Origin of the sequence: Haloplanus sp. C73 (genome assembly GCF_051195115.1) — an archaeon.
GTDB lineage: Archaea > Halobacteriota > Halobacteria > Halobacteriales > Haloferacaceae > Haloplanus.
Window position 1 is genome coordinate 98,710 of the sequence record NZ_JBNTJZ010000007.1, and the last position, 20,871, is coordinate 119,580.

The 20,871-nt window shown below is 58.5% G+C and carries 21 protein-coding genes and 1 tRNA gene; 12 read left to right on the forward strand and 10 right to left on the reverse strand.

Annotation, left to right across the window (positions count from 1 at the left end; translation table 11 throughout):
* Window positions 1–167 precede the first annotated feature (167 nt).
* The 5 genes from ACQUSQ_RS13050 (at window position 168) to ACQUSQ_RS13070 (ending at window position 4,345) form a co-directional block, all read left to right on the forward strand.
* Entirely contained in the window at window positions 168–683 is a 516-nt protein-coding gene (locus tag ACQUSQ_RS13050; RefSeq protein ID WP_004594567.1) for a COX15/CtaA family protein, read from the forward strand.
* A gap of 104 nt (window positions 684–787) precedes the next feature.
* Window positions 788–1,774: a thioredoxin domain-containing protein gene (locus ACQUSQ_RS13055; protein WP_004594568.1), complete on the forward strand. Its 987-nt coding sequence runs from the start codon at window positions 788–790 to the stop codon at window positions 1,772–1,774.
* Window positions 1,775–1,781: 7 nt separating this feature from the next.
* Window positions 1,782–2,198, forward strand: coding sequence for a disulfide bond formation protein B (locus ACQUSQ_RS13060; RefSeq protein ID WP_049909643.1), 417 nt, complete (start codon window positions 1,782–1,784; stop codon window positions 2,196–2,198).
* 251 nt (window positions 2,199–2,449) lie between these two features.
* Window positions 2,450–3,022, forward strand: a complete 573-nt coding sequence (locus ACQUSQ_RS13065) for a CPBP family intramembrane glutamic endopeptidase (protein WP_225935283.1) — start codon at window positions 2,450–2,452, stop codon at window positions 3,020–3,022.
* 168 nt (window positions 3,023–3,190) lie between these two features.
* Window positions 3,191–4,345 (forward strand): multicopper oxidase domain-containing protein, encoded by a 1,155-nt coding sequence (locus tag ACQUSQ_RS13070; RefSeq protein WP_004594571.1) that lies wholly within the window; start codon window positions 3,191–3,193, stop codon window positions 4,343–4,345.
* A 204-nt stretch (window positions 4,346–4,549) separates the two neighbouring features.
* On the opposite strand, the gene ACQUSQ_RS13075 is transcribed toward ACQUSQ_RS13070, so the two are convergent.
* The 3 genes from ACQUSQ_RS13075 to ACQUSQ_RS13085 all read right to left on the reverse strand — a co-directional run bounded on the left by ACQUSQ_RS13075 (window position 4,550) and on the right by ACQUSQ_RS13085 (window position 6,438).
* Entirely contained in the window at window positions 4,550–4,735 is a 186-nt protein-coding gene (locus tag ACQUSQ_RS13075; RefSeq protein WP_011222429.1) for a DUF7333 family protein, read from the reverse strand.
* A 283-nt stretch (window positions 4,736–5,018) separates the two neighbouring features.
* Window positions 5,019–5,771, reverse strand: coding sequence for a DUF7260 family protein (locus ACQUSQ_RS13080; RefSeq protein ID WP_011222428.1), 753 nt, complete (start codon window positions 5,769–5,771; stop codon window positions 5,019–5,021).
* A 103-nt stretch (window positions 5,772–5,874) separates the two neighbouring features.
* Window positions 5,875–6,438 (reverse strand): plastocyanin/azurin family copper-binding protein, encoded by a 564-nt coding sequence (locus tag ACQUSQ_RS13085; RefSeq protein WP_011222427.1) that lies wholly within the window; start codon window positions 6,436–6,438, stop codon window positions 5,875–5,877.
* Window positions 6,439–6,536: 98 nt separating this feature from the next.
* On the opposite strand from ACQUSQ_RS13085, the gene ACQUSQ_RS13090 reads away from it, so the two are divergent.
* The 3 genes from ACQUSQ_RS13090 to ACQUSQ_RS13100 all read left to right on the forward strand — a co-directional run bounded on the left by ACQUSQ_RS13090 (window position 6,537) and on the right by ACQUSQ_RS13100 (window position 8,648).
* A tRNA-Glu gene (locus ACQUSQ_RS13090) sits at window positions 6,537–6,611 on the forward strand.
* A 588-nt stretch (window positions 6,612–7,199) separates the two neighbouring features.
* Window positions 7,200–8,411, forward strand: a complete 1,212-nt coding sequence (locus ACQUSQ_RS13095) for a hypothetical protein (RefSeq protein WP_011222425.1) — start codon at window positions 7,200–7,202, stop codon at window positions 8,409–8,411.
* Window positions 8,412–8,465: 54 nt separating this feature from the next.
* Window positions 8,466–8,648, forward strand: a complete 183-nt coding sequence (locus tag ACQUSQ_RS13100) for a hypothetical protein (protein ID WP_225935282.1) — start codon at window positions 8,466–8,468, stop codon at window positions 8,646–8,648.
* Window positions 8,649–8,711: 63 nt separating this feature from the next.
* Here ACQUSQ_RS13100 and ACQUSQ_RS13105 read toward each other — a convergent pair whose 3' ends face one another.
* The gene (locus tag ACQUSQ_RS13105) at window positions 8,712–11,084 is read right to left on the reverse strand and encodes a heavy metal translocating P-type ATPase (RefSeq protein WP_004594578.1); all 2,373 of its coding nucleotides are present in this window, start codon (window positions 11,082–11,084) and stop codon (window positions 8,712–8,714) included.
* A gap of 362 nt (window positions 11,085–11,446) precedes the next feature.
* On the opposite strand from ACQUSQ_RS13105, the gene ACQUSQ_RS13110 reads away from it, so the two are divergent.
* Together ACQUSQ_RS13110 and ACQUSQ_RS13115 are read left to right on the forward strand one after the other, a co-directional pair.
* A complete protein-coding gene (locus tag ACQUSQ_RS13110; protein ID WP_004594579.1) occupies window positions 11,447–11,743 on the forward strand; it encodes a PadR family transcriptional regulator in 297 nt (98 codons plus the stop codon).
* A gap of 68 nt (window positions 11,744–11,811) precedes the next feature.
* The gene (locus ACQUSQ_RS13115; RefSeq protein ID WP_430506197.1) at window positions 11,812–12,699 is read left to right on the forward strand and encodes a hypothetical protein; all 888 of its coding nucleotides are present in this window, start codon (window positions 11,812–11,814) and stop codon (window positions 12,697–12,699) included.
* Window positions 12,700–13,020: 321 nt separating this feature from the next.
* Here ACQUSQ_RS13115 and ACQUSQ_RS13120 read toward each other — a convergent pair whose 3' ends face one another.
* The 5 genes from ACQUSQ_RS13120 to ACQUSQ_RS13140 form a co-directional block, all read right to left on the reverse strand.
* Window positions 13,021–15,303 carry a copper-translocating P-type ATPase gene (locus ACQUSQ_RS13120; RefSeq protein WP_099254158.1) on the reverse strand — a complete coding sequence of 761 codons (2,283 nt, stop codon included), beginning with the start codon at window positions 15,301–15,303 and terminating at the stop codon, window positions 13,021–13,023.
* Window positions 15,304–15,434: 131 nt separating this feature from the next.
* Window positions 15,435–15,632, reverse strand: coding sequence for a heavy-metal-associated domain-containing protein (locus tag ACQUSQ_RS13125; protein WP_049938511.1), 198 nt, complete (start codon window positions 15,630–15,632; stop codon window positions 15,435–15,437).
* A 145-nt stretch (window positions 15,633–15,777) separates the two neighbouring features.
* The gene (locus tag ACQUSQ_RS13130) at window positions 15,778–16,173 is read right to left on the reverse strand and encodes a hypothetical protein (protein WP_430506194.1); all 396 of its coding nucleotides are present in this window, start codon (window positions 16,171–16,173) and stop codon (window positions 15,778–15,780) included.
* A 137-nt stretch (window positions 16,174–16,310) separates the two neighbouring features.
* Complete coding sequence (locus ACQUSQ_RS13135; protein ID WP_004515576.1) at window positions 16,311–16,586, reverse strand: DUF7521 family protein; 276 nt, start codon at window positions 16,584–16,586, stop codon at window positions 16,311–16,313.
* 3 nt (window positions 16,587–16,589) lie between these two features.
* The gene (locus ACQUSQ_RS13140) at window positions 16,590–16,940 is read right to left on the reverse strand and encodes an ArsR/SmtB family transcription factor (protein WP_095638028.1); all 351 of its coding nucleotides are present in this window, start codon (window positions 16,938–16,940) and stop codon (window positions 16,590–16,592) included.
* Window positions 16,941–17,054: 114 nt separating this feature from the next.
* On the opposite strand from ACQUSQ_RS13140, the gene ACQUSQ_RS13145 reads away from it, so the two are divergent.
* Window positions 17,055–17,615, forward strand: a complete 561-nt coding sequence (locus ACQUSQ_RS13145; RefSeq protein WP_430506193.1) for a DoxX family protein — start codon at window positions 17,055–17,057, stop codon at window positions 17,613–17,615.
* Between the two features lie 30 nt (window positions 17,616–17,645).
* Window positions 17,646–18,044, forward strand: coding sequence for an SHOCT domain-containing protein (locus ACQUSQ_RS13150; RefSeq protein ID WP_430506192.1), 399 nt, complete (start codon window positions 17,646–17,648; stop codon window positions 18,042–18,044).
* A gap of 11 nt (window positions 18,045–18,055) precedes the next feature.
* Here the strand turns inward: ACQUSQ_RS13150 and acnA are convergent, their stop codons facing one another.
* Window positions 18,056–20,839 (reverse strand): aconitate hydratase AcnA, encoded by a 2,784-nt coding sequence (acnA, locus tag ACQUSQ_RS13155; RefSeq protein ID WP_435069749.1) that lies wholly within the window; start codon window positions 20,837–20,839, stop codon window positions 18,056–18,058.
* Window positions 20,840–20,871 lie beyond the last annotated feature (32 nt).

The following is a 20,871-nucleotide window of genomic DNA, read 5'->3' on the forward strand; positions in this document are numbered from 1 at the left end:
TGGCATATAGGGGTTTTCCCTACAAACCGTGTGTCTTCTTAACAGTATCATGAGACGGCTCCTCAATGAATAGCAGGCGGTGTCCCACTCGCTGGGAATCCGGCTTAACACTTTGTCTCCAAGACATCAACTCGTCACACCGCAAGTCAACGTCCCTACCCAATATTATGTCTCAAGCCCGACTCCGCAGGCACGATATACGAACCGCGATTTCAAGGATTCCGGTCGAGTACAGGCATATCGCCAGTTTGACGCTACTAGTGACGTATATTGTGATGCTTCTTGGAGCCTACACCAGTGCAATCGGTGCTGGACTTTCCTGTCCCGATTGGCCGACCTGCTACGGGACGTGGGTCCCCTTCCTTCAACCCGAGATCATTGCTAACTCGCCATACTCTGCACTCCAAATCTTCGCTGAGTGGGCTCACCGTGGACTGGCGATGACGGCCGGGGTTCTGATCGTCGGCACGACCCTTGGAGCGTGGGTGACACACCGTAATACCCCGATTGTCAAATGGTCGGCCACGGCCGCTCTCGTCCTCCTTCCGTTACAGGTTATCCTCGGAGGATTGACCGTCACGGAAGATCTCCAACCGACCATCGTGACGACGCATCTGGGCGTGGCAATTCTCATTCTCCTCTGTCTCCTGACGACCTGCCTCGTCGCATATCTCCGCCGCTGATGACCCCTTGCGTATAACACAATGCCACAGATACCGACGATTCAGCTCACTATGAGAGCAGAACACGGAGCCTATGAAATCTACACTTGGAGTAGTGATCACGAATGACTGCCCATACCTGCCCGATCTGTACAGATCAATTCGAAACAGCTGGAGCAGCGCGTGACCACACATGGAACGTTCACAGCGCCTGCCATTATTGTGGCGAACAACTCGGTGACGAGACTGACGAGCAGCTCTACAGACACTGGCTCGTCGCGCACCCCGACGACCTCTCAGGTGTGGATTACAAACGGGCTGAGACAGCCGTTGATTCACTCACGTTCTCAGAGCGGCTCTCCGAGGGAGGTGTTGGAGCTGCTGTCGGAGGACTAACCCGCCGACAGCTTCTCCTCGGCGGTGGTGGTGCCGCCACTGCCGGTCTCGTGATCGGCGCCACCGCTCTCTCTAACAATACGAGCACTGAGCCGGATGACGGCGCGACTGCTGGAGGTGATACGGGTGCCGTTACCACTGCCCCGATTCCCGACTCGCCTGGAGACTTCCGCTATGCGACGATGGGGTCTGCTGATGCCGATGTCATGGTCACATACTTCGGGAGCTGGAAGTGTCCGTACTGCGCCCAGTTCAGTACGGAGATGCTTTCACAACTCGTGACGGACTACGTGGAACCAGGAACAATTGCGCTCGAGTTCCGCAATCTGGCATATATCGGTGGCGACCCATTTTTGGGCCCCGATGCACCGGCAGCCGGTCAGGCCGGATTAGCCGTCTGGAACACCGACCCAGCCTCATACTGGGCGTTTCACGAATACGTGTTCGGGAATCAACCACCCGAGAGCGACCAGTGGGCGACCGCCGAGAGATTGGTCGAGTTTGCTCAGGCCGCAGGCGTCTCCGAGACAGCGTCGGTCCGCACGGCCATCCAAGAAAATCAGTATGACGACGCGCTGCGGGCGACTGACAGGGCTGCGAGCGATGTCGGTGTCGATGCCACACCCACGCTCCTCATCGATGGCATGACGGTCAATCCACTCGGAAACGAAGAGCGAGTAAGACAGCTGATCGAAGATGCAGCTGGATCAAACTGAGTCATGGATGTCCGACGGACGATTCTGGCTTGCAGGCGGGGCAGGCGTCGCGGCGATTGCAACCCTGGGAAGCCTCTGGTTCAGTCTCGGCCTCGGTCTCGTTCCGTGTACCCTCTGCTGGTACCAACGTATCCTCATGTATCCGCTTGTCGTCGTTCTCGGCGTTGCCGCCCTCGAGAGCCACAACACAATCTGGCGAACAGTCGTGCCACTATCCGTGGTGGGAGCTTCAATCGCGGGATATCACTCCGTACTCCAAGCAACGACGGCCTCATGCACCTTTGCTGGCCCCTGTGCAGTTGTCCAGTGGCAGGCTCCGGTGCTCGGACTTACAATTCCGAATCTCTCACTCATCGCGTTCGTGCTCGTGATAATTACAGTCCTCGCTGGATCCAACCTCGTCGAACCTGAACGTCAGCTATGAACAAAATCACTACCGCGGGATGTCTTGGAATGAATAGCGCCGGAATCGACCTATCGAAGCCAGCTTGTAGGGTGGAGCCCTACGCTCACATCTGATTAATGTCGTCGATATCTCGTTTCCGGTCTGTCGCCTCGGCGATTGGTCTCACGTATGGATCATACGTCGCGGGGGCTATCGTAATCCTTGCCGTCGCGACGGTAGTCGGGTTGTTCGGAGTCGACCTCGCGTCGCGCCCAGCCCTCAGACTGGTTGTGAGCACGTTCTTCCTCCAAGGAGTGACGTTTGGGGGCATCGCCATCCTTTATCTCAAAGGCCGTGATCTCGGATTGGGATTCGTTCCAGTTCGTTCACCTGACAAGCGTGATGGAGCAGTGATTGTTGGCGGGAGTATAGCGATCCTGGGGTTGCTCTTTGTGGCGTCCTCAGTAATCACAGCCCTCGGTCTGAACTCGGCTCAGAATCAGATCGTCGAGGTCGGGCGACAAAATCCGAGTGTATTCCTTCTTCTGATCCCCCTTCAATTCCTGTTAGTCGGCCCGGGAGAAGAGCTGTTGTTCCGGGGCCTCGTACAGGGCACCCTCCGTGAAAGTCTCCATCCGGCTCGTGCAATCATCCTCGCAAGCGCTCTGTTCGCATCGATCCATCTCTTCTCGTTGTCAGGGGAAGGCAAACTGGTGTACATCGGTATCGCATTCGTCCTGGCCTTAGTACTGGGAGCAGCGTACGAGTATACGGACAACCTCACAGTGCCGGCTGTGATTCACGGGACGTATAACGCGGTGCAGTTTGCAGGGGCCTATCTGACGGCGACGGGCGGACTCTAAAAATCTGACCACTTTGTCGTCTCAATTTCAGACTCCTAACGGCGAACAAGTATAAATAAAAAGCCGCCATCTCCATTCGCCTTTTGCCGAACATATCCACGCACTGTCCCGTGAATTGGGACACCGCAGTCGCCCTATGTTTAGGCCAACCAAAATGCCGAGTGTATCATGACCACACGTTTCGGCGCACCCGGAACCGGACTGTCCCGGCGTGAGTTTCTCGCGGCAACTGGCGCGACGGGTATCGCTTCGTTAGCAGGCTGTTCGGCGGGCGGAGCTAACGAGCCAGCAGCAACGAGCGATACGGCCACGCAGACACAAACTGACTCGCCTAATCTCCCCTACACCAGCCCTCCAACAGTCGTCAACGTCGACGAGCAGGGTGGTGGAGTGACGATGCGGACTCAACAGGCCCGCCACGCCGTCCACCCGCTCGATACAATGGGTGGGCCCGTCGAATTCCCACGCGTCTGGGCGTTCCAGGCCGACGACAACGACCCCAGCGTCCCAGGCCCAATTCTCAGAACGACCGAGGGTAACGCGATGGAGGTGACACTCGACAACACCGATGGCCGACGTCCCCACACGATTCACTTCCACGGAATTCGCAAGACGTGGGAGAACGACGGCGTCCCGACGACGACCGGGATTCAGGTCCCGCCAGGGGAGACACACACCTACGAGATTCCCGCTAACGTCCCTGGAACGCATTTCTACCATTGCCACTTCCAGACCCACCGGCATATCGACATGGGCATGTACGGGATCTACCGAGTTGATCCCGAAGGCTACGAACCGGCGGACCGCGAATACTTCATGACGATCAAGGACTGGGATTCGCGGGTTCCGCGGAAGTGGGCCGGTGAGGCGGACTTCACATACAATTCGGCCAGTCGCAATCCGGACGTGTTCACCGTCAACGGGAAGAGCGCACCCCGAACGCTGCACCCCGAAGAAGGCTCACCGATCATCGTCGACGAGGGCGACTCAGTTCGCATCCACCTCGTCAACGGTGGATACATGTCGCACCCGATGCATATCCATAACCACCGCTTCCAGCGTGTCGAAAAGGACGGCGGGACGATTCCAGAGGCTGCCCGCCACGACATGGACGTCACGAACGTCGCCCCCGCTGAACGACACACGATCGAATTTACTGCCGATGCAGACCCCGGCATCTACCTGATGCACTGCCACAAGGTCAACCACGTGATGAACGGCACGTTCTATCCCGGCGGGATGCTCACCGGCGTGGTCTATCGGTCCGTCATGGATACTGACATTTTCAACCAACTTATGGAGTACGCTGGCTACTCCACGTAGAGACCCTCTACACCACGACCAGGACAGGATCTAACTGAACGATAGGGGTTACCCAACCCAGGTGGACTCCTGTTGGTTCGACATCACCCCGCTAAAACAGCCGTCGCTAGGACTGCGAACCGGTCATCGAAATAATCTGAATCAACACAGCTGGGGGCTAGCATGGACCGCAACACAGCGGATTCCGGCTACTGGGTCGGCCTATTATGCACTGGCGCGGAACTCGCCATGTTTCATTCCCAGGAAGAACGCGATGACCGAGAAGATAATCATCGAGGGCAGAACCATCATAAAGACCGTCGAGGAGGTCATCACGGTCGTGAGCGCAATCGCCGCGACGGCGACAATTACGACAAGGGGGGCCACCGAGCGCACAAAGTCGAATTCCATATGTACAGTTGTGACCGGATAGACAAAACCGTTAACAAAGTAGATTTGCTGGAAGCCGGTATTGACACGGTGCGAGCGGAAGCCCACCCTTTCACAGTCATTGCCGGAGTCGATTATCTAACATGTTCGACGCCCACTCACGCCGATTCTGAAAGCCGTGCACCCGGTGCACGGAGTTCCTCGATTCCATCGCTGAGTTTGCCAGCACTAATCGCAGCCAAATCAGCAACTACTGTTCAGCCATAGGACGACGTCAAGACAGAGTAGGAGGTAAAAGAGAGGACTACTCATATTGGGAGATGATCTCCAAGATATCGACAAACGTCGCCAATACCGGATAATCAACCTCCAGACCCTCATAGAGATATGAACAGAGGTCAGTGTAGGCATCCACGTCTGCCGACCGATCGATTCGATGAGCGTGGATTTCCTCCTGCCGTTGCTGGATCCAACTCTTACATTCATCATTCAACGTATGAAGCGTCTCGTATCGGTCGGTTAGTTCAATATCTGAGTTCCCCTGTAATTTCGTAGAATCAAGTTCTGCTATCGCCTCTCGAATCTCTTGAACTGTAGATTGCACGTCTTTGAGGGTAGTGAATTCATCCTGGAGGCTCTCCAGAAAGACTCGGCGGTTGTCAATACACTGCTGTGCGGCCTCGAGGAGCCGTTGTTTGATGAGCGGTGAGAACGTAGTCGCTTCTGAGATCAGGAGCAACACATCGGCCCCGAATTCGGCACTGAGGCTCGCCTCGAACGAATCACCGTACACGTCGCCGTAGTGGTCGACCGCCATCACAGTATCATGATACCACGGCTCGATGGTATTACGGACCGACTTCTCTTCGGATGTAAGGTTCTGATCCACTCCAACAACGGACCGTTCGAACCGAGGAGTCTGTGTGTCGACGGTCTGGATACGCTGGCGAAACCGTTGGAAGGCTTGACATTCGCGCTCAACCTCACGTCGTTCTCGTAGAACACTATCGAGGGCAGCATCCGTGTATGTCGGCCACGGGCCTTGTGCGAGTGTCATCGACAGCGTATGTCTCCATACTGTCGGTCCGAAGCACAGTCAATGTCGGCCATATGGTGTACAAGCGATTCCGGAGCGCACAGCTCGCAGTATACGCGGCCGCCTACCCGGAGAACGAGCTGTACGAGACGCTGCCTTGATCAACGATGGTCTGGCTTTCGGGGACGTCTCCGTCCGGCGGCATACTCCCCTCCGCGGGACCGCCGGGTTCGCCAACGACGATCCGACCGACCATCCCCAGAGTCTTGTGCGGGATACAGAAGTAATCGTACGTCCCCGTGGTCTCGAACGTGTGCTCGAACGTTGCGCCCTGTTCACTCAGCGTTTCGCTATTGAACGTTTCTGCGCTTTCGGGAATCCGGGTAACTGATGCTGAGCTCGTTCCCTCTTTGTAGGCGGTTGCCGAGTGACTGCCGCTCTGGATTTCGAATGTCACAGTTTCCCCGGATTCGATGAACAGACCAATGGGATCGAAATAATACTCGCTCCCGTCAGTGACCATCATAACAGTATTCGAGTCTCCAGACCCACCAGCTGTCTCCTGCGTTTCAGTCGTGGTCGGCTCACCGCCACCGTCTCCGTTCCCCGAACTACTGCATCCAGCGAGACCAGTTACGCCACCTGTTGCGAGAATTCCGGCTGTCTTGAGAACCTGTCGACGCTCCATACCACATTATCAAAGACCCCAACATAAGGGGAAACGGCGGATTCCCACTGAATAGGACACCGACCAGACCTGAAGTACTGAAGCTCCAAGTTGAAGCTGCTCCGTTGGTGTAGCTCGGCCAACCATCTCGGCATCTCACGTCGAGGACCGAGGTTCAAATCCTCGACGGAGCATCCCCGATCTGATCCACTGCCCTACCCATAACCCTCACAGATGGCTACCGCACAACAAGGGACTGAGGAACACATTTTGACCCGCTATGCCTCCGTAGAGATCGGTACAATCACCAGTCCGTGTCTGATTGTTCTTGCCACCGCAACGGTTGTATACAACTGGCCACCGGCTGTACTCGGCTGGTTTGTATCCGGCCTACTCGGACTTCTCATCGCAGTAGTATCCGGCCGGACGTCAGCAATCAGGCCCAGTCTCATCAAATGGCCCCGGGCTGAGTCAAGAGGCGATTTAGCGGTGAATGCGATTGCATACAACGGCGTCTTGATTATTGGCACCGTACTTGGACAGATCGTGTGGACAGCATCGAATAGTCTCCTACTCGCTGCAGGGGTTGGAGCCGTTCTTCCGGTCTGGTTCTTCAAGCATATACAGTTCCTCGTATTTCTGGACGGCGAGTGAATTCACCGTGCCGATCGTACTTTCGGAGGGGGATATTTCCACAGCCAGCAGGATCTAACGACAGTCAAGCCCAGGATATCAGAGGTAAATCAGTCAGGTAGAAGTGCCTCTCTGTCCAAGACAGAATAATGTCACCGGAAGAGCGTCACCCACGTGGAGATCCCTCCCGTGGACAGACCACTCGAATCGGGTCTGTTCGGCCACTCTCTGTACTTCTTGCCGCAATTGTTACGCTCACTCAGGTTCCCGTCGCGTCCGCCCACGGTACAACCGGAAGCGGTGGACTCTCGCAAGGACACGGTGTACTTCTTGCTTTCGTTGGTGCCGTTATTCTCGGCGGCTTCATCCTTCTCAAACGGACCGATCGCATCACCTCAACAACCGCCCTTTACGGCGTATTTGTCGGGATCTCCATCACGGCACTCGGAGCAATTCTCTTCGAAGGGCTCTCCCCAGATCCGACATATACTGCGAGTTCGATGCCGTTCCCCCGGTCGTGGTATCAGCCGTTGGCCCTACTGAGTGGCTTGGGCATCATGGTCGCGAGCTTCATCGTTGGGTGGCTCCGCTGGCCATCCCGCCCACGATACACGTTCCTCGGCATCCTCATGGGATTGTGGATCTCGTACCCCTACCTCATTCCTGGACTGGCAAGTGATACACACCCACTTGGGTACGCAATCGTCCTCGGAACACCAATTCTAGTCGGCTACGTTGTCTGGAAGGACGCAGGGAGTGTCATTCGCGCAGTCATGCGTGATCCGGTTGCGCGTCGCTTCGGCATCGGCGTCGGTGTCGTGTTAGCACTCTTTTTCGTCTCTATAACAGGATACCTCTCGTTTTTCCCCGAGGAGGGCTTCCCCGAAGAGGTGACGGTCGTCGTTCTACCCGCAATCTATCAGCTAGTATCGTGGCCGACGCTCGAAATCGCGATTCCGCATCTCCCGTTCATACATATCCCGTTCTTCCTAGCCCTGTCACCCGGCCAGGTCATCGTCGTCGGGATGCTAAGCGCACTCATCGGGTTAAACGCCGCTCTCATCGCCCGTCACTGGCGCGTCGAGGAACGAGCCGGCATGACCGAAGGGACCGCCGGAAGCGCTGCAATCGTCGGGACGTGTACCTGTGGATGCTGTGGGCCACTCGTCGCGAAGATCGCGGTACTTGCTGCCGGGCCATCGATTGCCGCCCCTCTCTACTGGGTGTTCGTCGATTCGGCCTCGCCGCTCAGTGCAGTATTCATCGTTGGAAGCTTCGTCCTCTTCACGGGGAGCCTAATCTACTCGGTCCAAGCAGCCCGACAGCCCGATCAATCGGCTGCCATCATCCCGGCGGACTGAGGTAAGGTATCTACTGTGATCTCACGGTACCTAGGGGGACAAATGCCTCAATATATGAGGGGAAAACGTCGTCAGTACGTGTTTTTGGAACTGGCAGCGGTACTGATCGTTGTCGGCACCTTCGCAACCGGCTTCCTCCCGTCGACGCCGTTCTACCAAGTCCTCTCCGGAGGCATCATCGTTGCGGGCTTTGCGGTCGGGTACGCGGGGCTCGGTGCCTTTGAATTGCTCGAATGAAGCGATAGGAATCGTCTTCACCCGGTTACAGCAGGTATCTGCCGCTTCGCTGGGTTGGTGCCGCTACTCGTGAAGCAGGTCTCGAAACGAATTCGCTGCGAGGAGACCGCCGGTCGCCACGACCGCACCCATCGCGAACACCGGATTCAGCAACCCCGTCGCTGCGAGTGGCATCGTGACCCCATTATAGAGCAGCGCTAGCCCGTTGTTCTGTTTGACACGCCGACGAGCTGCATCTGCGAGATCGAACGTCGTCTCCACCGCCGCGAGGTCATCATCGACGATAGAAATATCCGCGGCATCGGACGCGAGTGCCGTTCCACCACCGAGCGAGATTCCCAGGTCTGCGGTCGCAAGAGCCGGTGCATCGTTCGTTCCATCACCAACCATTGTAACCTGTCCCCGGGACTGTAACCGCCGGATCGTCGCGGTCTTGCCTGCCGGCGGGACCCCCGCAAACACGTGATCGACGGCAGGATGACTGTCGAGAAAGTCAGTAGCAGCCTCGTCATCACCGGTCAGAACAACGATCTCGATATCACGGTCATTCAGCTGCGTGAGTGTGTCATCCCAACCTGCCCGTGGTTCGTCCCCCACGACGACGACGCCCTCTGCATGACCGTCACGACCGACGACGACCGGAAGGTGACCGGCCGTTCGTGCCTCTGCGGCACGCGTCTCGATCTGCTCGCTCACCGACCACCCAAGTTCCGCGAAGAGATCGAGATTCCCGACGAGAACGCGCGTGTCCTCGACGACTCCTTCGACGCCGGTCGCGTGGCTCGTGAATTCGGTGATGTCCGCTGCGTACTCGTGGTCACTGCCATCGGCAACCCCCCCATCGGCTCTTGAGCGATCGCCCTCCTGATTCCTTTGTGCAAACGTATTCACGATTGCGTCGGCCGCTGGGTGGGATGCTCGCTGTTCGAGGGCCGCGACGGTTTCAAGGAGATCCGACGGTGCATCCACCTCGAGGACATCCATCTGGCCGGTCGTGAGAGTCCCTGTTTTGTCGAAGACGACGACGTCGACGTTCCGAAGGCGCTCGAAGACTGTCTCGTCGAAGATGACGATGCCCCGCTCTACCGCTTGTTCGATACTGGTTGCCACCGAGAGCGGGGTTGCCAGGCCAAGTGCCCACGGACATCCCACTAAGAGAACTACCAGCGCCGTCAGGACGGCGACGGGAATACCAGTCCCCACCAGAAGCGACCCCAATCCAGCGAGTACCGCCCCACCGACGACGACCGGGATGATGACTGACGCGAGCTTATCGGCCTGCCGCTGGACACCGTGATCCCCACTCTGGAGATTCCAGACAGAGGTGACGAGGCGATCGATACTACTGGTTGTCCCATCGCTCACCGTGAGGACAGCAGCCCCATTTGTGACGACCGCCCCGCCGACGACCTCGTCCCCAGCTTGTTTCGATACCGGGAGCGACTCGCCCGTCACGATCGCTTCATCGACCGTGCACTCACTCTCAGCGAGAACACCATCGACTGGGATGCGTTCGCCCTCACGGACGAGAACCCGTTCCCCGGGTTCCAGACTGTGTACGTCGACCATCGTCGTCCCATCGGCGCCATACCGCCTGGCTTCGGTGACGTGGGAGATAGTGAGATTCGTCAGGCGATCCATCGCTCGCTGCTTGCTCAGTGATTCGTAGAAGATGGCGGCCACCACACTCGCGGCAACCACGATCGTGAGGTCGTAGAAAACGTCGAGTCGACCGAGGAGAAAGGCAATCGTGCTGTACACGTAGGCGCTCACCACGGTGATCGCGACGAGAAAGTCCGTATTCGGCTGTCGCATCTTCAGACTGACATACGCACCCTGTAACAGCGGCAGGCCGGTAAACACGAGGACGACACCCGTCAGAACGAGAAAGAGCGGGAGGATCAACAGGCCATCTCCACCGCCGATCCCGGACGTACTCGCGTACATATCGAGCGTCCCCTCACCAAAGAACGACGAGAGCTGCGCCGGATAGAGGAGGACCGCATATGGGAGGAGCATGAACGTCCCGAAAATGACGCCAGCAGCGTAACGGAATCCCAGCACCTCGTCAATCCCTCGTTCATTCGGCTCGTCCGACCGGCGCGACTGTCCGATTATAGTCGGTGTGTCATCGCTCCCTCCAGCACGGAGGGTTGCCGAATAGCCGAGTGTACTCAGGGTATCACAGAGAGTTTCCTTCGAGACGCGATCAGGGTCGTATGTGATACGAACCGTCTCGGTGACGTAGCTTGCTGCCACGTCTACAACACCCTCGCAGTCCTCGGCGACTGATTCAAGAAATGCTTCACACGTCGCACAGTGCATCCCGTCGACCTGAAAGAAAGCTCGTTCCTCAGACCCTAATCGAGGGGTATCCGCATCGCGTTCGCCCGCCCCAGCACCGGACTCGCGCATGGGGTCGTCTGTCGGGTCCATCCGACTGTGGACTCCATCGCCACCGAGTACTCGATGGACGTTTCGACATCCATCACAGCAGAAGACGGTGTCGTTCTCACCCACGACTCTATCGTCAGGGACAGCCCTACCACAAAGCGCGCACGTGGAAGATGAGGATTGAGATGAAGACACAATTGATTACCACCGGCTGACAGCTGACCGAGCACAGCCATGGAACCTCAACGGCGACCTCGGCCGAAGCGCCATTACCGGTGATACAGAGGCATGGGTATTAAGCGCTGTTTGGAGACGAGTGTACTGGTAGATATCCTCGATCCGAAGCTCTGCTTCTGAGTACCAGAGAGAACATATGCCATCCCTCAAAAATAGGGAGCAGACGGATGCACGATCTAACCGGGTTCCAGCGGGACGTCTTGTACGTTATCGCCGGGCTCGAGGAACCACACGGGCTCGCAGTAAAGGCCGAACTCGACGACTACTACGAACAAGAGATCAATCATGGGCGGCTCTATCCAAACCTCGACGACCTCGTCGGCAAAGGCCTCCTGGAGAAAGGTGAACTCGACAAACGGACGAACGTGTACACGGTCACACAACGCGGAGTGCGGGAGATCGAGGCGCGACGTGAGTGGGAAAGCCAGTATTTAGAGGACGTGAACGCACCCACTACGTCGTAGAACCAGGCGAGTAGAACTCAATATCAAAGCGGGACTGCTTTACCCACTTCCCACGAATACGCATTGAGATGGCTCGGCTCGTCTTCTATCATCACCCACAGGCCGAGAATTTCTCACTCAAATATAGCTCGGCATCGGTAGCAGAGATCCGGTCTCAGCAAGAGCAATCCGACGAGTCGACAAAGCTCATCGGGTACCCCTTCGAAGCTCCGGTCTATGTGCTCTATGAAGGCGATTCAGAGATCGAATCAGCGCAAGATATCGACTTTGATCAGGAATGGCTGAGCGATCGTATTCGTGACCTCCCCCGTGCTGGGCAGGTTGTCGCATTCCGATTAGTAGAGTTGCTCGAAGCCGCGGTCGATGTTCGAGATGAGGATGAGTTCCGGCTCTACAAGGAGTTCGAACCACAAAAGATCCAGCAGGCACTCGATCACGTCTCCTGGGAAGCACCGCTTCCGACCGTCGCTGGAGAGGTGATGTCGAATTTGATCCTCCGACATTCCCTCCCGAATGCGAATCATCGAACTGGCATCGCGATGCTGCAGTTCTGTATTGAGAGTGTGGACCCGGATTTTGAGATGCCACGAACGCACGTCGACGACGATTCCTGGCGAGAGTGGGTCGATCCCTATATCGTCGATTCCAAACGGCTCATTACTGTCCGCCGGAACAACCTCCGTTTCAAGCAACTCGAAGAGCTGGACGTCGACCTCGTCGAACGGAAAGATGGGATCCAAATCCGGTTAGCCGAGTTCGAGCTGGATATGCACTGGCGAGAAGCCCTCACAGAGTATGCTGGGCAGCACGAATCCCACTGTACGGACTTCGCGCAGGCAGTTCTCGAACGAGCAGGACGGGACGATCTACTTGACCGTCAAGGACCAACGAAACAAGAGTTCATCACGTATCTGGAGAACGGACTGGTCGAACGAGACTTCAGAGAAATGTTTTGATCAGTCGCGAAGCTCGGCGACCGACTGACCAACCTCACGGACGTGTTCACTTCGCTCGAGGTCGAGTTCCTCGGCGAGGTAGTCAACCGTCTCTTCGAGGCTCATATCGGAATGAAGTCCGTCTAACGGTATAAACCTAGTGCTGGCGCAACAATGTCGCCCATCAGAGGAAGCGTCTGTGTATACCAAACTTCGCACCCCTCGGGATAACTGTGGAATCGGTGACCGCATAGCGATACCCACCGAAATCACGCAGTGTCGCCATTTGCTGTCCATTAACCGAACTCAATTGAAAGAAGCTCCGAAGCGATCGGGAGCGTTTCAGTCTGCAGGTTGTGCGTCAGTCGCTGGTGTCCCGCTTGGAAGCTCGGGGATGGACAGGTCCACGCGGCGGAGCAGCTGAGCGTTGATCGCGACGATTACTGTACTCAACGACATCAGAAGTGCACCCACAGCGGGGGACAGCAGAATCCCAATCGGTGCCAACACGCCTGCTGCGAGCGGAATCGCGAAGACGTTGTAGCCGGCGGCCCAGACGATGTTCTCCTGCATCTTCCGGTAGCTCGCCTTACTGAGCTTCACCAGCCGAACGACGTCCATCGGGTTGTTCTGCACGAGAATAACGTCGGCCGACTGGACCGCGACGTCGGTGCCACTCCCGATCGCAATGCCGACGTCGGCTCGCGTCAGCGCCGGCGCGTCGTTGACGCCGTCGCCGACCATCCCCACGAGTTTGCCCTGGTCCTGGAGTTCCTGGACTTTCTCGTCCTTGTCTTGGGGTAGGACCTCCGCGAACACCGTGTCGATGCCCAGTTCGTCGGCGACAGCGTTGGCGACGTCCTGGGAGTCCCCAGTCAGCATCGCCACCTCGATGCCCAGATCGTGGAGGGCGTCGACGACGCGGAAACTCTCCTCGCGGATCACGTCGGCCATCGCGAAGGCGGCGATCAGCTCTCCGTCACGAACGAGATACACCACAGTCTGGGCGTTCTGACCGGCCTCGTCAGCGAAGTGCTGGAGATGGTCGGGAATTTCGCTATCGAGTTGGGCCAACAGGTTCGGGCCACCGACGTACACCTCGTTTCCGTCGACATTCGCCCGGACACCCTTGCCTTTAATCGCCTCGAAGGCTGTCGCGTCAGGAGTAGTTACATCTCGCTCGTCGGCGGCCTCACGGATCGCTCGGGCGATCATGTGTTCGGAGTCACTCTCGACGGCTGCCGCCAGCCCGAGCGCGTCGTCCTCGTCAACGCCGTCGACGGTCGCCATATCCACGACGCCGTGTTCACCCTCAGTAAGCGTCCCTGTCTTGTCGAAGATGATGGCATCCAAGTTCCGCGCGTCCTCCATCGCAATTCGGTCGCGGACGAGCATCCCGTTGCGCGCTGCAAGTGAGGTGTTGATCGCGACGACCAGCGGGATGGCGAGCCCGAGGGCGTGTGGGCAGGCGATGACGAGCACCGTCACGACTCGCTCGATGACCGTCGCGTCGAACGAGACTGCGACCGTCCACGCAATCGCGGTCACGACTGCCGCCCCGAGCGCGACGTAGAACAGCCAGCCGGCCGCCCGGTCGGCCAACACTTGCGTCTTGGACTTGCTCTGTTGAGCTTCCTCGACGAGGCGCATGATGCCCGCGAGTGTTGTCTCCTCGCCCGTCGCACCGACGCGAACACGGAGACTGCCGTCGCCGTTGATGGTGCCGCCGATGACCTCGTCGCCAGGCTCTTTCGAGACGGGCTTGGACTCGCCGGTGATCATCGACTCGTTGACGTCGGAGTCACCCTCCTCGACGGTGCCGTCAGCAGGGACACTCGCGCCCGGCCGGACGAGCACGAGATCGCCTTCCGAGAGCTCACTGACGGGAACTTCTTCGGTCTCCCCGTCGTCGGTGATACGCTCGGCGGTGTCTGGCATCAGTTTCGCCAGTTCGTCGAGCGCGCTGGAGGCCCGCCGGACCGACCGCATCTCGATCCAGTGGCCCAGCAGCATGATGTCGATCAGCGTGACGAGCTCCCAGAAGAACGCCGACTGCGTCGGGAAGACCACGCTCGCGAGGCTGTAGACGAACGCGACGGTGATCGCCATCGAGATGAGCGTCATCATCCCCGGCGACCGATCTTTCAGCTCCGGTACCGCCATCTGGAGGAACGGCATCCCACCGTACGCGAAGACGATGACCGCGAAGACGGGGTTGATCCACTCGCTGCCCGGGAACGCGGGGACGGAGAACCCGAGCCACTCCTGCAGCATTTCGCTGTATAGCAGGACTGGGATCGACAGGAGCGTCGAGACGAAGAAGCGCCGGCGGAACATCTGCTCGTGGCCCTTGTGCATCCCGCCATGCCCCTCACCGTGGCCCTCATGGGAACCGTGGTCGTGTCCTTCGCCCTCGTGTCCAGCGTGCTCGTGCTGCTCGTCGAGCACTGTCTCACTCTCCGCAGCAGGGTGTGCCTCTTCTTCCAGTAGGTCCTGTTCTACCCGCTGCTCGTCCGACTCGGCGTCCGATTCATCCTGCTCGCCGTGTTCGTGCTGGTGACTGCTGTCGTCCTGCTGGTGTTCCCCTCCAGGGAGATTCTCATTTGTATCTTTGTGGTCGTCCATAGCCCATATTCTCTGTAGAGGTGGATCCGCTGGCCCCCTGAATCTTCCCCACTGAACTGTACAGCAGGACCAGCGTAGCGAAGCTTCAAAGACAACGGTTGGCCGTTGTCTCGGAGTGGTCCGCGCGATTCTCAGGCGTAAGCGGTGTACCCGGCGTCTTCGACGGCCTCCACGAGAGCTGTGACATTTGCCTCACCATCGACGCTCGCCTGTTCGCTCTCCCTGTCGACGGTCACGTCAGTCACGCCGGATACCTCTTCGAGGGCCTCTTCGACCGTCTGCTCACAGTGACCGCACGACATTCCTTCCACGGTGATGGTCGTCGTCATACAGAGGTACATACGGCTCCCTCTCTTTAGCGGATTTCCCCTTCGATTATACTGGTCTCTTGGGGGTCAAACTTTAGATTCCAAGTGATACGTGCAGCCGAAACGAACCAAATTTCAGATTCAGCAACTGACGATGCGGGAAGACTCAGGTACCGTTGTGGCGCTCCAGATACGTCTTCGCCGCTAAAAAGACGTATAGTGCGCCGATAGCCCGAATACCCGAGCGGAATCGCTCGTTCCATTCGACCGACTCCGGACGCTCGTACAGGAACGCGGTGGCAAATCTTCGATACAGATCGGGAAACAGGAAGACGATAGCGCCGAACACACCGGTAAGATTCATCAGCCACGCGTATGCTCGCCCATTGAGGAGGGAAATCGCAGCTATCAGAACGCCCTCAGACCGGATAGCTGGGCGGACCCACCCTCTCACTGTTCCCTCGTCTGGATTCGAAATCGCGAGTTTCTCGAAGAGCTCGACGATTTCGTCCGGGAACAGCGCTGAGATAGCGCCGAGGACACCGACGAGTGTTCGAATCATACGATATGGTACGACCGATATGGATATAACTCCCACTGCGACGCTACACTATCGAGAACGAGGGGAGTCCGAACAGTAGCGGCTTCGAACCGGGCACGACGCGCAAAGGCCGCTTGTCGAATGGGCGTCCTGAATCCTTATGGATTCGGGGCATACAGGGCGTAGAGGATAGACAGCATCCCGGCTGCGGTGACGAGTGCTGCGACGAATCCTGCTTCGAAGATCGACACCTGGAGGAGTTCGAAGAGGACGCCTTCAAGGAGGCCGCCAAGCCCGACCAATGCGAAGCCGGCGGCGACGTACAGGAGTAACTGCGTGTGATGTCGTTGGTACCCGCGATAGGCCTGATATGCGATGACCAGTGCTAACGCGGTCGTGAACAGTTTGCCGATGACGAATAGCGTGTGTTCCATAAGTCAGTCTCCCCGCATCTCCTCGAAGATGGTCGTAATCCGGTCGGCGGGGTCCGCCCGGACATCGATCTGGACATCGAAGCCCTCTGCCTGGAGGAGGACTTCAATACGTTCGAGACGAGCCTCGTACTCGCTGTAGTGCCGTCCTCCGGGGTCGACGTGCGTATACTCTTCGAGGAGGCCCTGCTCGACGAGGCGGGTGACACGGCGCGAGACGGTCGGGCGTGACATGTCACATTCATCGCTGAGTTCCTTCGCAGACAGTCGGTCGGTCTTCGTCGCCACGAGGATGTCGCGAGCGTACTCGTCGTCGAGTGTAGCGAAGATTTCCGACGGGTCGGACTCCTCGGTCACACGTCTCTACTCGCGACAGGAGCGTAATATAGCCCGCCGATTTTCTGACTCAGAACGCCGGCTCGCCGTTATATCGTCTCTGCCTCCGTACTGATAGTTGAAGGTGCAATAACTATGTCCACACTCGACTCCGGCATGAATCAGCTCGAGAGCAAAATCGGCGGACTGACCGTTGGCGGGAAGGTCCACAGCCTCAGTGCGTGGTTCGTACTCGCGCTCCGCCTCATGATGGGCTACGCGTTCGCATATTCCGGGTTCACGAAGATCACCGGTGAGTTCGGGGCCGGCGGCTACCTGTCGAACGTCGCCGCGACCAACGGCAACCCCCTCGCGGGCCTGTTCGCGTGGATGGGGTCGACGCCATGGTTCGTCGAGTTCGCGAACGTCGCCGTCCCGTGGGGCGAGCTGTTCATCGGCCTCGGCCTCCTCGTCGGCGCGTTCGTTCGCCTTGCGGCGTTCTTCGGTGCGCTCATGATGCTCATGTTCTACTTCGGCAACTGGGACATGGGTCACGGGTTCATCAACGGAGACTTCGCGTACATGCTCGTGTTCCTCGCGGTCGCCGCGTTCGCCGCGGGCCGCATCCTGGGCCTCGATCAGTACATCGAACAGTACGACATCGGCGGCGAAGCGCTCGTCGAGCGCTACCCCCGACTTGAATACATCCTCGGCTAACCACGCCGAACTCTCTTCAGGAGTACAATTATGCAAAATCCAATTCAATCACGCGGTATTCGTTCCCTGGGACTCATCGTCGTCGGTGCACTGTCGCTGGCCGTCGTCGGCGGGATGGCCCTGACGCATGCGACTGTCCCGGATGCAGTGATGTGGGGGTGGCACGACGGAATATGGAATGACGGCCATATGACCGGGTGGGGTATTTGGGGCTGGGGAATGATGCTGGTCGGCCTGCTGTGGATGGCTCTCCTCGTCGCCTTGCCCATCTATTTCGTCTACTGGCTGGCAATCCGGTCACAATCGGACGGGAGCACTGAAGACAACGCGCTCGCGGTCCTCCAGGAGCGGTACGCCCGTGGGGAGATCGACGATGAGGAATTCGACCGCCGCCGCGCCCGTCTCACGCCCGACGACGGCCGTTACTGACCGCGCTGTCGTTACTGAGTGAGGAGTTGTCTAAGGACGTAGTGGAGGATGCCGCCGTGTTCAATATATGTCACGGCAGCCGGCGTTCCGACCTGTGCCGTGACTGGGAACTCGACAGTCGAACCGTCCTCACGCTCGGCGATAACGGTCAGCTCATCCATCACCTCGAGACCGTCATCGAGACCGCGGATCGTGAAGACCTCCGACCCATCCAGCCCGAGAGATTCCCACGAGTCGCCCTCATCGAACTGTAGGGGGAGAACACCCATACCGACGAGGTTGTCGCGGTAGATACGCTCGTAACTCTCGCCGATGGTTGCGCGGACACCGAGTAGATCCGTTCCTTTCGCTGCCCAGTCACGACTCGACCCTGTCCCGAGCTCCTCGCCCGCCATCACGATGAGTGGGGTGCCCTCCTCGCGGTAGCGTTGGCTGGCCTCGAAGACGGTGGTCTGCTCATCAGTCGGGTGATGAACCGTGTAGCCGCCCTCAACATCGTCGAGCATTTCGTTCTCGATACGGACGTTGGCGAACGTCCCCCGCATCATCACCTCGTGGTTGCCCCGACGCGCGCCATAGGTGTTGAACTCGTATGGCTCGACGCCATGGTCGAGCAGCCACTGGCCGGCAGGGAGATCAGACCCGAACGGGCCAGCAGGACTGATGTGGTCGGTAGTAACGGTATCGCCGAGCGTCAGCAGACAACGTCCGTCATCGATATCGGCGACACCGGGTTTCTCTACCGGGAAGTTCTGGAAGAACGGCGGTTCGCGGATGTACGTCGAGTCGTCGTCCCATTCGTAGACGTCACCGCTGGGCGCGTCGAGAGCAGCCCATCGCTCGTCGCCTTCGAACACGGAAGCGTACTTCTCCTCGAACATCTCGGGAGAGACGTTCTCGTGAATTGCTGCCTGCACGTCCTCTGCATCGGGCCAGATATCAGCCAGATACACCGGCTCACCCTCCTCGTTGGTACCCAGCGGCTCATTTTCAAGATCGATGTCCATCCGTCCTGCGAGCCCATAGGCAACCACGAGCGGCGGGCTCGCGAGATAGTTCGCACGGACCTTCGGGTGGATACGCGCCTCGAAGTTACGGTTCCCCGAGAGGACGCTCGTCGTCCAGAGGTCGTGGTCGTCGATTGCCTGCTCGATGGGATCGGGAAGCGGCCCAGCGTTACCGATACAGGTGGTACAGCCGTAGCCGACGACGGCGTACCCGAGCTCTTCGAGATACGGAAGCAGCCCCGATTCTTCGAGATACTGCGTGACGACACGGCTACCCGGTGCGAGACTCGTCTTGACGTACGGCGGGACGTCTAGGCCTTTCTCGACGGCGTTCTGGGCGAGCAGTCCAGCAGCGATCATCACCGACGGGTTCGACGTGTTCGTACAGCTCGTGATGGCGCTGACGAGGACGTCTCCGTGTCCGATTTCGACCGTCTCACCGTCGAGGTCGACCTCGACACGTTTGGTTAACGGGTGCAGTTCCGATTCGGGTTCGACCTGAACGCCACCGTCGGTCTCCGCATCAGCTGCACCACCCTCACCGAGCCACCGCTGCAAGGCGTCCTCGTCGACATCATCGAGGTCGTCCTCGAACTCCCCGTGGAGAAGTCCCCGGAAGCTCTGTTTCACGTCCCCCATCGGAATCCGGTCCTGTGGCCGCTTGTGTCCGGCCAGACTCGGTTCGACTGTCGAGAGGTCGAACTCGACGACCTCAGTATATTCTGGTTCCTGTTCCCCGAACAGCCCTTGGGCTTCGAGGTACTCGCGAACGAGGTCGACGTGGTCGGGATCACGCCCGGTGAGTTCGAGATACTCGAGCGTCTGCTCGTCGACCGGGAACATACTGATCGTCGAGCCCTGTTCGGGCGCCATATTGGCGATCGTGGCCCGGTCGGGGACTGTGAGATTCTCCACACCGGGACCGAAGAACTCCACGAACCGGTCGACGACGCCGACCTCGCGGAGTCGTTCGGTGATGTGGAGCACGAGATCCGTAGCCGTCGCGCCCTCGGGTAATTCGCCTTCGAGACGGACGCCGACGACCTCGGGGAGTTTCATCGTGACCGGTTGACCGAGCATCGCCGCTTCCGCTTCGATGCCGCCGACGCCCCAACCGACCACACCGATGCCACCGATCATCGGGGTGTGGCTGTCCGTGCCGACGAGCGTGTCCGGCAGGAGCCAGTTCTCGCCGTTTTGCTCGCGGGCGTGGACGACCCGACCCAGATGCTCGAGATTCACCTGGTGGACGATACCGGTTCCCGGCGGGACGACGTTGAAGTTCTCGAAGGCGTTCTGCGCCCACTTGATCGCGCGATACCGTTCGGCGTTTCGCTCGTACTCCAGTTCGACGTTCTTTTCGTAGGCGTCCTCGGAGTCGAAGTAGTCGACCTGGACGCTGTGGTCGATCACGAGATCAATAGGAATCTCCGGTTCGACCAGGGTAGGATCCCGGTCTTTGCGGTCGACTTCGGATCGAAGGGCCGCCAGGTCGACGACCGCGGGCACGCCGGTGAGATCCTGTAGGACGACTCGTGATGGAGAGAACGGAACCTCTGCGTCCGGTACGTCTGGCTCCCAGCCAGCAGCATTCCTGACATCCGCCGCAGTAACGGTTTCGCCGTTGGCGTTTCGGAGCACCGACTCGAGGAGGATACGGATGCTCACCGGGAGCGTGTCGAGGTCACAGAGGCCCTGTTCTTCGAGTGCTCGAAGATCGGCTATCTTGTACGTCGTCCCGTCGACGTCGAGTTCGCGGACAGCATCGAATGGGAGCGGATCAGTCACAGTAGTTGAATATGTGATAGGCAACGATATCA